Source organism: Bacillus sp. z60-11 (assembly GCF_046464135.1).
In the GTDB taxonomy this organism is placed as follows: domain Bacteria; phylum Bacillota; class Bacilli; order Bacillales; family Bacillaceae; genus Bacillus; species Bacillus sonorensis_A.
Window position 1 is genome coordinate 1166403 of record NZ_JBIYSN010000001.1, and the last position, 13189, is coordinate 1179591.

Below are 13189 nucleotides of genomic sequence, written 5' to 3' on the forward strand. Positions count from 1 at the left end.
AAAAAACCTCTCACGGAAACCCGGAGAGGATAAAATGCCAAATCAATGCATCGAGAAAGCGCAGTATGAACCGGCCTCTTTTCGAGCACGGCAAACACACATGCAGCGAAAAAGAAGATGATGCAAGGTATAAAAGGGCAGACTAATCCTATTCTCCAAGTTTCCGTTTTTTCGTATTCAAAAAACGATGGAAAATAAGATTACTGCTTCATGTCCCCTATACCTGTTCCTTTCACTGTATTTACCATAAAGTATATGAGACAGAGAGGTGCTTTGTCAACGTGTAAGCGATTACTCCATTTTTTCAAGCGGTGACTTTCCGATTGTCCCGACGCGTCGAATCTGTACGTCTGTTTTCACATCGATCGGCATCTCCGAGAATGTTTCGTCCCAGTTTTTCTTGACTTTTTTCCAATAGTCGGGGTTTGATCGGTGAAGTGCTTCGCCAAAACCGAAAAAGTCGACTTTGTACTCTTTCTGAGCTGTTTTAATTGCATTTTCTATGATCATTTTAACCCGTTTATTTGCATTGTTTTCCAGCTCGGTGATCGTTTTGGATTTCATCAAATCAAGTTTGCACTGTATTTCTCCAATGTTGCCTTCCACATTGATCTGAACGCTTCCCTTCGGCGAACCGTTTTTGACGTCGACCGCGAGTTCCGATTTCGCGCGAACAACCTCCACCGCCACTTTTCCTTTGCCGTTTGGACAAGGCTGCTCACCGATCGTGCTTTTGACATTTCCTAACGCATAGTTCACCGCTTTACTGTCTCTTTCATTCAGCCAGCCGATGAGTCTATCACTTTTAAAAACCGCCAATCCGCCGTATTTTAATTTGACATCCGGGTCAATTTGTTGAACATTTTCATTGTCTTGCCCCTTTTTAACATCCCCCAACAGCTTGAGTCCTGTCAAATGGGGCTGTATCCCCTCGCTGGTGATATCAGAGATCAGTTTGTCCAAGGTGATGGTCATCGAAGGAGCCCACGACTTCTCCGATGTTTCAAGCGACGTATACAGTTTGTTTGCAGGAATGTCTTCTATCCCGGTCATGACTTTCAGCACGTTTTCCGCTCTGGCATCTTTGGCGACAATGATAAAAAAATCGGGCCGCACCTCGTGATCCCTTGATAAAAAATCAAGCGTGTCGTCGATTCCTTCTTTAGCGATTTCCTCGCCTATGACGAGAACACGCAAATGGGAAAAATAAAGTTTTCTAGGTGTTACGGTTGTCATTCTTCTGATCGCTTCAAAGATCGTGTCTCCCTTTTCCTTATACGTAATGACCGGCGCTTCCTGGCCTTTTCCCTGCTTGGCTGCAATCTGACTGGGGTCGATGACCTGAGTCGTTACAACATGTTTGCCATCCGCCTTGTCGATCGCCATGGCGCCGACAATGGCCAGTTGATTTAATTCCCGCCGATTCCAGCACCCTGATAATACAATAACGGAAAGGATGAGAACGGCAACTAAACCGATATGTTTCCGCAAGCCTTAACCACCTTTCTCCGTTTTCTCTTCCTGCTCACTGCAATAAAGTCATGATGGCATCACCGAGCGGTTTATAAATGACAGCGAGCCAATCGAGAGGGTTTGGAAGCTCAACACCAAGCCCCTCTGTGATGCATAGCGCAACAGCAAGAGCGAGCAGCAGAGAAAAGACCCATATCTCTTTTTTCTGTTTTTTCTTCCATAGCGTCGGCAGCTCCAAAAGGATGATTAAACCCGCTATAAGAGGAATTCCCAGAACAACCAGCATACTGAACCACTCCTTGCTTTCCGGCTTCCCTTAAAGCCGACATTATTTTTGTTTTCTTGGCTTCGGCGGAACGGTGTCTTCGCGCCTGACGTTTTTTTGGCTGATCAGACGCGGACGTGAAAATAATCCCCAGCGCGGCAGCCGAAAAAGCGCATCCTTTTGATCAGCGGCTATAAACGGGGCGAGCGGAGACATATACGGTACGCCAAACGATCGCAAACTGCATAAATGAAGAGCGAGGGCGATCAAGCCGACAATGATGCCAAACAATCCGAAGGAAGCTGCCAGCCCCATAAAAACAAACCGCAGCATTCTGACGGATATCGAAAGATTAAATGAGCTGACGATAAAGCTTGAAATCGCTGTTATCGCGACGACGATGACCATGGCCGCGGAGACGATTCCGGCATCGACAGCCGCCGTTCCAATAACAAGCGTCCCCACGATCGAAACCGCCTGTCCGATCGTTTTCGGCATTCGGACACCGGCTTCGCGGAGGATTTCAAAGGTGACCTCCATCAACAGCGCTTCAACAAAAGCGGGAAAAGGCACGCCTTCGCGCTGTGCTGCCAGATTGATGAGCAGCGGCGTTGGCAGCATTTCTTGATGAAACGTCGTGATGGCGATGTACAGTGATGGTCCGAGCAGCGCGATAAAAAAACCGATAAAACGAAGAAAACGCAACAGTGAGGTGATATCGGCGCGCTGATAATAGTCATCCGCTGTCTGGAAAAATTGGACAAACAGGGATGGAACCACTAAGGCATTCGGACTGCCGTCAACAAAAATGGCGACTCGCCCCTCCAGCAGATTACCCGCTGTGACATCAGGGCGTTCTGTATGGAAAATGGTAGGAAATGGCGTGTAGGTCTCATCCTGTATCAGCTCTTCAACATAGCCGGTTTCCAGGATGCTGTCAATGTCAATTCGATCAAGCCGCCGCCGGACTTCCTCGATCACTTTTTCATTGGCCATTCCTTTAATATAGGCAATCGATACATTCGTTTTCGTCACATTGCCGAGCTTCTTTGTTTCAAACCAGAGATTGTGGTCATTGATAATCCGCCGCAATAGCGCTGTGTTGGTCCGCAGACTTTCCGAATAAGCCTCTTTTGGGCCGCGCACAGTGTTTTCAACTGTCGCTTCGGTTACGCCGCGATCTTTGCCTCCTTTCATACCAAGCGTTAACCCTTGAGAATAGCCGTCCAGCAAAAAAATGACATCCCCGCTTAAGAGTGAGCTGAAAAGTGCGCCGAAATCGGTTAATTCTTTCAAATCACCAACGGTCAAAACAGAGTCTTTTAACTTGATGAACGGGCTTTCTCCAGCAGAAACATCGACTTTTTGAAAATGAAACATTAATGATTCAAGTATGAAATTTTGCACAGATGCCTCGTCGATTAAGCCGTCCGTATAAATAATCGCTGCCCGCATATCCCCGTCTTTTCCGATTCGAAACTCCCGAACGATAATATCGTCGCTATCCCCGAGCGCTTCTTTTACGTGTTGGATATTCTCTTTAAGATTGAGATGCAGTCCGTCCCTCTGATCGGAAACGTGATCTTCGACATACTCTTTCGATGCTTGTTCGTAGCGTTTTTTAAAGAATCTCATAACTTCTCCCTGATATTTCCTTTTTGGTTTCCTGTATTTGGTTTTAATTTGTCTTGATTCCATTTTTTTATACCTGAAAGAAGGATGGAGTTTATCATCTACCTATTTTGTTAATGACTAATGATAATTTAACAAATGTTGGTTTTCGGAGGCGTGAAAAATGGAGAATGCCAAAATCAGCCCTCACCAGCTATTTTCGTTGATCGTATTATTCGTGTTTGGAACTGCGCTGATTGTTCCATTGGGAGTCGAAGCGAAACAGGATGCATGGCTGGCGGAATTGCTTGGTTTAGCAGGGGGGATCGTGATATTGTTCCTCTACTACTATTTATATAGACAATTCCCGAATATGCTGCTGACTCGTTATATACAAAATATTTTAGGAAAACCCATTGGCTTTATAATCGGTCTTTTATATATTGTATTTTTCATTTATGGAGCCTCTAGAGATCTTCGTGACGCCAGCGAGCTTTTACTACTTCAATATGGCGAAACCCCGATGTTCACCCTGAGCGTGATCATGATGGTTATTGTTTGCTATGCCCTTTATCAAGGAATCGAGACGTTGGCAAGAGCGAGTGAAATCATGTTTGCGCTGATATTTGTGATGACCATCGTGACTTTTTTCTCCATCATCGGTTCAAATGTTATCCGTCTTGAACATTTGCTCCCGGTCTTAGAAAATGGCTGGATGCCTGTGGTAACCACCGCTTTTCCCGAACGTGTTTTTTTCCCTTATGGTGAATTAATATGTTTTACCACAATATTTCCTTATTTAAATCAACAGAAAATTGGGATGGCATTTGGGCTGGCTGCCATCATTTTCAGCGGTTTGGTTTTAACGGCGACAATCATTCTGGAAATCGCAGTATTAGGTGTACATGGATGGGGATCGTCAACATTCCCATTTTTGAAATTTGTTGAAAAGATCAATTTCGGCGGATTTATCCAAGGGTTGCAAGGCGTTGCGATGATCGCACTCGTGGTGGGAGATTTTGTGAAGGTGACCATCTTCTCATATGCAGCGGTAGTTTGTTCGGCAGACATATTTCATGTAAAAAAAGCCAGCCGCTTCATCCTGCCAATCGGACTGGTGACCCTGGCGCTCTCCATAGTCATAGCTGGCAGTTATGCCGAGCATATTGAACAGGGAAAGGCTGCCCTTCATTCGATCTTTCCCCTGTTTGCATTTATGATCCCATTGCTGTTGGTTATCGCCTCTTTTGTTCGGAAGCGTCTTGCTGCCGGCAAGCAGGATTAGTATTTTCCCGGCTGAAGGAGCCATTCGATGATCTGGATTAGTCACTGGTGTCGCCATAATGATGGACATACTGGGGATTGCAGTAAGTGCTGACCTTTATCGAAATCAATGAGAAGATGTCATGCTCGAGTGTATGATTGGCGGTGCGGTCACCCCTTTCAGATGCGACAGCCAGACTGGTATCTCCGATTTATTTCTAAAAGGCGTTCTTTTGACGAGAATCATGACCTGCCCAGATTCTGCCCATGTATCTATACTATGGCGGCAAACTTCAGCTTTAGGACTGGCGTGAATTCCGTTCTCTGACTCTGACCTTTACGTATGCTCTCGGCCGCACTGACGGCCATCACCTTTATCGTCTAAATGAAACTGTTTTTTGTTTCGAATCCTAAATTTTAAAATTTGATATAAAAATGTGAAAATTGTCCGATATTAATTTCGTAAACTAGACAAAGGAGTTTTAGCGATGAAAAAAATATTGGACTGGATCAAGCGTCCTTCTCTTTCAAAAAGACTAACGATCTCATTTTTATTGATTTTAACGCTGCCAATATTAATCTTCTCAAGTGCCTCCTATATGACGGCAGGCAGTTCGATCGAAGATGAAATCATGCGAAGCGCAAAAAACAGTGTTGATCAACTGAATGAAATGATTGATCAAAACCTTGAAAAAAAGGCGGATGCCATTACATATTTTAGTGAAGTCATCCAAGAACAAACATTCAAGGAAAAAGGACAGACTTCTCTAAGAGAAAAGTTTGAACAATACGCCAAACAGAATCAAGACGTTGAAGCGATCTTCACCGGCTCAAAAGACAGCGTATATGTCCAGCATCCATATACGAAAATGCCTGACGGCTATGATCCGACGGAAAGGCCATGGTATAAAGAAGCGGTTGAGAAAAAAGGCGAAATCATCGTCACCGATCCTTACACATCCGCCGCTACCGGCAACACGGTCATTACGATCGCCAAACAAACTCAAGACGGATCAGGAGTGGCTGCGCTCAGCTTGAACATCGACGAGCTGATTAAAGCAACGAACGATGTCAAAATCGGAAAAGAAGGATTTGCTTTTATTACAAGCGCCTCAAAAAAATATATCGCCCACCCGACGATTAAAGCGGGAACTGAAGGTGAAGGCGACTGGGTCAACCAAGTCTACGGCAAAGAAAAAGGCGAATTCAAGTATACGTTTCAAGGAAAAGACAAGCAGATGGCTTTTGCGACAAACAAACTGACCGGCTGGAAAATCGCCGGAACGATGTTTTCCGATGAAATTACAAACGCGGCAAAACCGGTTCTTCACATGGCGCTCATCGTATTTGCGGGAGCCGTGATACTTGGAGGAATTCTCATCTTCTTTATTATTCGGGCGATCAGCAAACCGCTGAATCAGCTTGTTTCATCTGCGAAAAATATCAGCAACGGCGACCTGACACAGCAAATCGAAGTGCATTCCAATGATGAAATCGGACAGCTCGGCAATAGCTTCAATGACATGGCCGACTCGCTTCGCACCCTGATCGGCACGATTCAGGAATCGGTTGAAAATGTCGCTTCCTCCTCCGAACAGCTGACAGCAAGCGCAGACCAGACGAGCAAAGCGACAGAACACATCACTTCGGCGATCGAACAGTTTTCAAACGGTGCCGAAAGCCAGAATGAGAAAGTGGAAGCAAGCTCACACCAGCTCAGCCGGATGAATCAGAAACTGAACGAAATGACTGAGGTCTCTGAATCGATCACAGAATCGTCGGTCAAATCGACGGAAATCGCGGAAACAGGCGGTGAACTCGTCCAGCAAACCGTCGGGCAAATGAATTCGATTGAACAATCTGTCAAACAAGCGGAAGGCGTCGTCAAAGGACTGGAATCCAAATCGAAAGACATTACATCGATCCTCCGCGTCATCAACGGAATTGCCGATCAAACCAATCTGCTTGCGCTGAATGCCGCCATCGAAGCGGCGCGTGCCGGCGAATCAGGCAGAGGTTTCTCCGTCGTCGCCGAAGAGGTTCGCAAGCTGGCCGCTCAATCGGCGGACTCAGCAAAAGAAATCGAAACATTGATTCAGGAAATCGTCAAAGAAATCGAACACTCTCTCAACATGTTTCAATCGGTCAATCATGAAGTTCAGTCCGGTCTGAAAATTACTGAAAAAACAGAAACGAGCTTCAGTCAAATCAGTGATATGACAAATGAAATTGCCGGCAAACTGCAAACGCTGAACGCAGCGGTCGAACAGCTGTCATCAGGGTCACGGGAAGTCTCCGGAGCCGTTGAAGAAATTGCGGAAGTGTCACGTGAAAGCACTGCGGGCATTCAGGATATTGCCGCATCAGCGGAAGAACAGATGGCTTCCATGGAAGAAATCAGCTCCTCTTCTGCCACACTCGAACAAATGGCTGAAGAACTTCGCGAGTTAACAAAAAAATTCAAAGTCAATTAAAAAAGGAGAGGCTCCCAACAGGAGCCCCTCTTTTTGTTTTAACCGATCTTTGTGCCGTTTGGTGCTTCCTCATCAGGCGCCAGCAAAATCACATCACCTTGTTCCGGAACACCGCCAAGAACGAGGACCTCAGATTTAAAACCGGCGATCCGCCGCGGAGGAAAATTAACCACAGCCGTTACCTGCCGTCCCACAAGCTTTTCAGGTATGTAGCGCTTTGTGATTTGCGCGCTCGAGCGCTTGACGCCGATCTCTTCTCCGAAATCGATCTCCAGCTTAATGGCCGGCACCCTCGCTTCCGCAAACACTTCCGCTTTCAAAACGGTCCCGATCCGTATGTCCAGCTTTAAAAAATCTTCAATTGTTGCCATGATGACACCCCTTCTCCTCTGCTGACAAGTCCTAAAATCGTTATTCTATTTTAGATTATCAATCATTGCGATTCAACACAAGCGTTCTTATCGGCCCTCACAGCGATCCTTTCCAACTGTTTCATCACCTTCGTTATTGTCATTAAAATAAGCTGCGAATTTCTCGTCTCCTCCATTTTTTATCACTAGGTATAGGATTTATCATCCTGCTCTTCCATTGCTAAACAGTCCGCGTCGTTCAATTCTCGCGCCCTTTTCCGGAATAATCATACAACTGATATAACCGGTATGAGTTGTATGAAAGTCCTTAAATAAGGTTGAGGTCTCCTTTTAAGATCGAGTACATATATAAATCATCAAATTTACCACAAGTATATTCGTAATGTCTTAACAACCCCTCTCTTGTAAACCCTTGCTTTTCTACTAATTTTTGTGAAGGGAGATTTGCAGGTTCTATTAGAGCTTCAATCCTTTCCAAATGATAGTGATGGCACCCGAATTTAACAACCGCTTCCAATGCTTCACTAGCTATTCCTTTCCCCCAGTAATCTTTGCTTAATTCAAATCCAACTTCAGCTCGATAATGTTTGGTAACCATATGAAGAAATCCGCAACTTCCTATAACCTTTCCAAAGTCTTTTAATGTCACTCCCCATCTAATGCCAGTGCCTTCTGTGATCATAGAGTTATACCAATTAATTTCATCCCAAACATCTTGAACTTTTTGGAAAGGTGCCAAACCCGTATGCTTTACAACATCTTCATCAGATAAATAAGTAAACATATCATTAGCATCCTCAGTTGTGACTTCTCTTAAGATTAATCTTTCAGTTTCAATTATCGGAAATTCTTTTTTCATTCATTTTCCTTCTCTCTATTAACATTAGAATATTTATATACTCTCTTTCATTAGACTCCGCCTCATCACTTTATCCCATCATATGGCCCTTTCGAGCACAACTCTTGCTACAGAATCGAAAACGAGAGGGTACATCCGGTTGCCTAATGTATTCAATTTTCGATGAGAAACAAAAATTTAAAATAACGGCCATAGAGCTAAAAATTCTTGGATTCCCCTCTTCCTCTCAAAACACCCATGCATATATTGGTACAATCAGAAAGATGAGAATATCGAAATAAGATTGAACTTTTGTTTAAATATGATCTGAAAGAGCTAAAGATGTTTTTTATGAATATTTAGAATTTTAATATTTCACAAAATGGAATGCTAGTGAACAGCCTTTTTATCCGCCGTTTTAGGACAGCCAACTTTACGGGATCTCCCATTCATTCATAGATTATCTTACAAGACATATCTTAAAAGAGGTGGATCTCGATGTTCGGTTCCTACATGGTTCAAATGGTCCGGGCCAATGCCCATAAATTAGACCGTCCCTTGAGAGAAAGTGTGTTAAGACTCTATAAACCTTTCAAATGGACACCTTGTTTTCTGCACGGTTTCTTTGAAAAAATGCTGATGAAAAACAAAAAACTTTCTGTCATTATAGAATTTGAAAAAGACAGTCATCATAAGGGCTATCAGCTTGTAAACGAGATGGTGGCCAATCGGAGGCGGAACAAAGTCAAAAACCATTTCACCAAAATCAACTGTTGCAGCGCGGAGGTCACACCATCTGTTCTGCAATCGCTCTTGTCACAGTCGAGCGGTATTCGAAAAATCTATTTAAATCGGCCAGTCAAAGCCCTCCTTGATGTCGCACTCGAAGCAAGCAATGCCAAAGAAGTCGTCAGAAACAACATGACACTGACAGGAAAAGGAGTCACCGTGGCTGTTGTAGATACAGGCATTTATCCCCATCAAGACCTTGAAGGAAGGATCAGAGCGTTTGCCGACTTTGTCAATCAAAGAGCTGAGCCGTATGATGACAATGGACACGGAACCCATTGCGCAGGTGATGCCGCCGGAAATGGAGCCGCTTCTTCGGGACAATACCGCGGACCTGCCCCTGAAGCCGATCTGATCGGGGTTAAAGTGTTGGATAAAATGGGCTCCGGCTCACTGGAAACTGTGATTCAAGGAGTAGACTGGTGCATTCAGTTTAATGAGGAACATCCGGAAGATCCGATCGATATTATCTCCATGTCGCTTGGTTCAGATGCCGTCCCTTATGAAAGCGAAGAGGAAGATCCCGTCGTCAAAGCCGTCAATGCAGCCTGGGACGCGGGAATTGTCGTCTGTGTGGCTGCCGGAAATTCCGGTCCTGATGCGCAAACGATTGCCAGCCCGGGCGTCAGCCGCAAGATTATTACAGTCGGAGCTTTGGATGACCGGGATACAGTCAGCCGCGATGATGATGATGTCGCATCCTATTCAAGCAGAGGACCGACCATTTACGGTCAAGTCAAACCAGACTTGCTGGTTCCTGGCACCAATATTACGTCTCTGCGATCTCCGGGATCTTTTCTCGATAAACTGCAAAAATCAAACCGGGTCGGCACAAATTATATGACATTGTCCGGCACCTCAATGGCTACACCGATTTGCGCAGGAATCGCCGCGCTTATTCTTCAGCAGGCTCCCGGAACTGCGCCTGATGAAGTCAAAAGGCTTTTAAAGGATGGCACTGATTTATGGACAGACCGGGACTCGAACATTTATGGTGCAGGCTATGTCAACGCAGAGCGTTCGGTTCCCCAAGACTGATACACCCTTAAACCAAAAATGTGTTTCGCCCGTTTTGCAAAAAGCGGGCGTCTATTATATCAATGCCGCTTTAAGCGTCTTCCCCCTGCTCTTCCCCATTTTTCCATCAACAGCGGTATCGTTAAATACATGGCATATGCAAAGACCATCCATATCGCAAAACCAATCACCTTTCCTTTAGTGAGCGCCGGGAAAATCAGCGAATGGTTCCATAAGGAAAAAGCATCGAGAAACAAACCGATTAAAGAGCCCCAAATTCCAAGCTTAAGTGCCGCGAACCGCGACTGATCAATTCGTTGATAAAACCGCAATATGGCGTATAGAACGACAAAGGTTCCCGCTTCAAGAAGCAGAAAACGTGACCAAAAGGTATCTTCACCTGGTTCGGCAAGTACCGACTCGCCAAACAGCATAAAAAACCCGGCTGCACCAAGCCAGACAAGAAAAGAGAAAACAAGAGCCAAACCTAGTTTTTCTGTAAACATGTCGATTCCCCTTTTACTTTTTTTCACGCGAAGCTGTTTCCGTCAACATCTGCAGAACCATCTCCAATTCCCGGTAGACTTCTTCTGATGAAAATTCCGGTGACACGAGAGACTGAACAGCAAGTCCGTCAATTAAAGCATTTAAAAGAATCCCCCAGGTGCGAAACGAAACCCCTTCGACAGGAGAACGCTTCCACATCAAAGAGAGCTGTTCCGCCAACAGTGTATTTTCTTCTTCAAGAAGCTCGCCTAATTGCCCGTTGATCCTTTTATTGCGAAAACCAAAAACGGCCAATTCCAAAAAAAGCTGATGATAGTAGGCGTCTTTCTCAGTCCTTGACTTTGCCGATAACAGTCCTTCCTTTATTTTTTCGGCCGCGGGCTTTTCATCTGCTGTCAGATGATCCCATGACGTGCGGCAAACATCACGAACCACTTCAAACACAAGCTGCTCTTTTGTCCGGAAGTGATAATAAACCGTTCCCTGTGTCACCTTTGCCTCTTCAGCCACCGCCTTTAGCGTCAGATTGTCCAGACCATAATCGGCAATACGGCGCTTTGCCGCCTCAATCAACGTTTCTTTTGATGTTACATTCGGCCTTGCCATTTACACTCACCCTCTTAGTTATTCATATAACTAACTTATGTGATTTAACTATAATATGGAATAGGTGTATCGTCAATCCAATTTCAAGCAAACAACAAAAATTATTTGTTTACATAATATGATTATGGTTAATTTCAAAGAACATAGGTCAGCTACTCATTTTTATTTGATTCTGCCATAATTGTCATCCCTTGAAGAAATTTCAAAATGGCGCTTTGATCTTTCTCTGAAAATGAATCGAGAAACTGATCAAATTGTTCCGCTTTTTGTTGATGAAGCTTTTCATGAAGTTCAAACACTTGTTTCCCGCTCGGTGTCAGCCGAAAGTAGACCTCTTTTTTGTTGTCCGTCAATTGAAACCGTTTGATAAGGCCTTCTTTCAAAAGCTTTGAACTGATTTTTGTAATGTTTGCCTTGGATAGGTTCATTTTTTTGGCGATACCGGTGTTATTGATCGGTTCATCATGGCCAATACAGCTGATGACATGGATTGTGGTCATATTCCCGGGAAGCCGTTTGACATCGGACTCTGCCGCCTGCTTCATAAATGCTTTGAGATCTGTATCCGCTTTTTGTTCGTTAAGGTGCAGCAGTTTGACATACATATCATAGATCAGCTGTTTTGTCAGTTCAGACATAGACAATGGACAGTCCCTTCTTTTATTTTCTAGTTAACAAAATATTTTAACGGCCTGTATCCAGATTTGTCAATGCTATGATAAGGTAAAAGCAGATTGTTTTGTTAATGATGAAACAACGTAAAAAGGAGAGATGTTGATGAATATTGAAGGAATAGAGATGGAAGTTCGCCGCAGAGGCGATATATGTTCAGATGCCATTGATTTTTTGAGACGCCATAACCACGAAAAAACGGCTGAGCATTCGATAAGGGTGAAAAAAGCGGCGGAAGGATTGGCAAAACGTTTTCATGTGTCTGTACAAAAAGCTGAAATTGCCGGCGTTTTGCATGACATCAGCGGCGTTATCCCTAACGAAAAAAGGCTTGCGGCAGCGGAAGCGCTCGGTATTGACATTCTTCCCGAAGAACGGGTATTTCCGATGATCATCCATCAAAAACTGTCGAAAGTGATGGCGCGGGACCTGTTTCAGGTGGCGGATCAAGATATTTTGAATGCAATAGAATGCCACACAACGCTCAGGAAAAACCCCTCCCCGCTCGATCTCGTCGTATTTTCAGCGGATAAAATAGAATGGGATCAGACGGGAACGCCGCCTTACATCAAGGAGCTTCATGAAGCGCTTGATGTTTCCTTGGAGAACGGAGCGTTTATTTATATTCAGTACTTGTGGAAGCAAAAAGATAAACTGAAGGTTGTCCATCCTTGGCTAAAAGATGCCTATCACAATCTGAAAGCAAAAATCGAGGCTTCACCCAGGCAAAATGACCGGCCTTCAGACGTGTGAGCCCTTAACCGCCATCTTGCCTGGCAAAGCCGCTAGTTCACGCCTTTTGAAGCATCCCAGTTTTTCAGCTGTTTTCTCATATGGACGATTTGCCCCAGATGATAAGCATTATGAAGGATGAGCAAGGATAAAATGTCCGCCCAGGTGGAATGCGGGTCATGCTCCGCCGGCTGAGTCAGCACCTCTTCTTCGCAGGAGGCGACCGCATCGATCCATTCGGAATAGATGCCGTCCAGCTCCTTTCGGCTTTCTTCCCAGCCAAGCCCGCTCTTATTCACAAACGTATCATCGATTGTATAGGCAAAAGCCGGAACAGGAATGCCTTTAAACCGTTTTAAATAACGCTCATTATAAAAAATTAAATGATTGGCAATTTCCAAAATCGAATTTTCCGAACCTGCTCCTTTTTGCCTTGCCTCACTTTCGGTGAGACCGGCGGCGGCCGTTTGAAAACAAACAAACCAAGTCGTTTCGTTATAGCATGCTTTAAACTGTTCAAGCAAAACGTTTTTTAGCATAATCACCCTCCAGTTCAATTCGATCTTTGCCC

General features: G+C 44.6%; 13 protein-coding genes. 4 read left to right on the forward strand and 9 right to left on the reverse strand.

The features are described 5' to 3' along the window. Window positions 1–291: 291 nt before the first annotated feature. Genes ACINLD_RS06005 through ACINLD_RS06015 form a run of 3 tightly spaced genes read right to left on the reverse strand, consistent with a single transcriptional unit; the run spans window position 292 to window position 3373 of the window. Window positions 292–1491: a Ger(x)C family spore germination protein gene (locus ACINLD_RS06005; protein ID WP_026587390.1), complete on the reverse strand. Its 1200-nt coding sequence runs from the start codon at window positions 1489–1491 to the stop codon at window positions 292–294. Window positions 1492–1525: 34 nt separating this feature from the next. Continuing rightward, window positions 1526–1759 (reverse strand): hypothetical protein, encoded by a 234-nt coding sequence (locus tag ACINLD_RS06010; RefSeq protein ID WP_026587391.1) that lies wholly within the window; start codon window positions 1757–1759, stop codon window positions 1526–1528. Between the two features lie 42 nt (window positions 1760–1801). Next, window positions 1802–3373 carry a spore germination protein gene (locus tag ACINLD_RS06015; protein WP_077737220.1) on the reverse strand — a complete coding sequence of 524 codons (1572 nt, stop codon included), beginning with the start codon at window positions 3371–3373 and terminating at the stop codon, window positions 1802–1804. A gap of 160 nt (window positions 3374–3533) precedes the next feature. Between ACINLD_RS06015 and ACINLD_RS06020 the strand changes: the two genes are divergently transcribed. Then, a complete protein-coding gene (locus ACINLD_RS06020; RefSeq protein WP_026587393.1) occupies window positions 3534–4634 on the forward strand; it encodes a GerAB/ArcD/ProY family transporter in 1101 nt (366 codons plus the stop codon). A 466-nt stretch (window positions 4635–5100) separates the two neighbouring features. After that, window positions 5101–7086, forward strand: a complete 1986-nt coding sequence (locus ACINLD_RS06025) for a methyl-accepting chemotaxis protein (RefSeq protein ID WP_026587394.1) — start codon at window positions 5101–5103, stop codon at window positions 7084–7086. 38 nt (window positions 7087–7124) lie between these two features. On the opposite strand, the gene csaA is transcribed toward ACINLD_RS06025, so the two are convergent. Together csaA and ACINLD_RS06035 are read right to left on the reverse strand one after the other, a co-directional pair. Further along, window positions 7125–7457 (reverse strand): chaperone CsaA, encoded by a 333-nt coding sequence (csaA, locus tag ACINLD_RS06030; protein WP_026587395.1) that lies wholly within the window; start codon window positions 7455–7457, stop codon window positions 7125–7127. Between the two features lie 307 nt (window positions 7458–7764). Then, a complete protein-coding gene (locus ACINLD_RS06035) occupies window positions 7765–8316 on the reverse strand; it encodes a GNAT family N-acetyltransferase (RefSeq protein ID WP_077736655.1) in 552 nt (183 codons plus the stop codon). Window positions 8317–8793: 477 nt separating this feature from the next. On the opposite strand from ACINLD_RS06035, the gene ACINLD_RS06040 reads away from it, so the two are divergent. After that, window positions 8794–10122: a S8 family peptidase gene (locus tag ACINLD_RS06040; protein WP_077736654.1), complete on the forward strand. Its 1329-nt coding sequence runs from the start codon at window positions 8794–8796 to the stop codon at window positions 10120–10122. Between the two features lie 59 nt (window positions 10123–10181). Here ACINLD_RS06040 and ACINLD_RS06045 read toward each other — a convergent pair whose 3' ends face one another. The 3 genes from ACINLD_RS06045 to ACINLD_RS06055 all read right to left on the reverse strand — a co-directional run bounded on the left by ACINLD_RS06045 (window position 10182) and on the right by ACINLD_RS06055 (window position 11852). Continuing rightward, complete coding sequence (locus ACINLD_RS06045) at window positions 10182–10607, reverse strand: DUF5367 family protein (protein WP_026587398.1); 426 nt, start codon at window positions 10605–10607, stop codon at window positions 10182–10184. Window positions 10608–10620: 13 nt separating this feature from the next. Then, window positions 10621–11214 (reverse strand): TetR/AcrR family transcriptional regulator, encoded by a 594-nt coding sequence (locus ACINLD_RS06050; protein WP_026587399.1) that lies wholly within the window; start codon window positions 11212–11214, stop codon window positions 10621–10623. A gap of 152 nt (window positions 11215–11366) precedes the next feature. Continuing rightward, a complete protein-coding gene (locus ACINLD_RS06055; protein ID WP_026587400.1) occupies window positions 11367–11852 on the reverse strand; it encodes a MarR family transcriptional regulator in 486 nt (161 codons plus the stop codon). Between the two features lie 139 nt (window positions 11853–11991). On the opposite strand from ACINLD_RS06055, the gene yqeK reads away from it, so the two are divergent. Further along, window positions 11992–12639 (forward strand): bis(5'-nucleosyl)-tetraphosphatase (symmetrical) YqeK, encoded by a 648-nt coding sequence (gene yqeK, locus ACINLD_RS06060; protein WP_051290383.1) that lies wholly within the window; start codon window positions 11992–11994, stop codon window positions 12637–12639. Between the two features lie 32 nt (window positions 12640–12671). Here yqeK and ACINLD_RS06065 read toward each other — a convergent pair whose 3' ends face one another. Further along, window positions 12672–13157, reverse strand: coding sequence for a DinB family protein (locus tag ACINLD_RS06065; RefSeq protein ID WP_026587401.1), 486 nt, complete (start codon window positions 13155–13157; stop codon window positions 12672–12674). Window positions 13158–13189 lie beyond the last annotated feature (32 nt).

Excerpts from the sequence above, each read along its gene's own strand:
- ACINLD_RS06010 (WP_026587391.1), bottom strand. The coding sequence starts at position 1,759 with ATGCTGGTTGTTCTGGGAATTCCTCTTATAGCGGGTTTAATCATCCTT.
- ACINLD_RS06015 (WP_077737220.1), bottom strand. The coding sequence starts at position 3,373 with ATGAGATTCTTTAAAAAACGCTACGAACAAGCATCGAAAGAGTATGTC.
- ACINLD_RS06020 (WP_026587393.1), top strand. The coding sequence starts at position 3,534 with ATGGAGAATGCCAAAATCAGCCCTCACCAGCTATTTTCGTTGATCGTA.
- ACINLD_RS06025 (WP_026587394.1), top strand. The coding sequence starts at position 5,101 with ATGAAAAAAATATTGGACTGGATCAAGCGTCCTTCTCTTTCAAAAAGA.
- csaA (WP_026587395.1), bottom strand. The coding sequence starts at position 7,457 with ATGGCAACAATTGAAGATTTTTTAAAGCTGGACATACGGATCGGGACC.
- ACINLD_RS06035 (WP_077736655.1), bottom strand. The coding sequence starts at position 8,316 with ATGAAAAAAGAATTTCCGATAATTGAAACTGAAAGATTAATCTTAAGA.
- ACINLD_RS06040 (WP_077736654.1), top strand. The coding sequence starts at position 8,794 with ATGTTCGGTTCCTACATGGTTCAAATGGTCCGGGCCAATGCCCATAAA.
- ACINLD_RS06045 (WP_026587398.1), bottom strand. The coding sequence starts at position 10,607 with ATGTTTACAGAAAAACTAGGTTTGGCTCTTGTTTTCTCTTTTCTTGTC.
- ACINLD_RS06050 (WP_026587399.1), bottom strand. The coding sequence starts at position 11,214 with ATGGCAAGGCCGAATGTAACATCAAAAGAAACGTTGATTGAGGCGGCA.
- ACINLD_RS06055 (WP_026587400.1), bottom strand. The coding sequence starts at position 11,852 with ATGTCTGAACTGACAAAACAGCTGATCTATGATATGTATGTCAAACTG.
- yqeK (WP_051290383.1), top strand. The coding sequence starts at position 11,992 with ATGAATATTGAAGGAATAGAGATGGAAGTTCGCCGCAGAGGCGATATA.
- ACINLD_RS06065 (WP_026587401.1), bottom strand. The coding sequence starts at position 13,157 with ATGCTAAAAAACGTTTTGCTTGAACAGTTTAAAGCATGCTATAACGAA.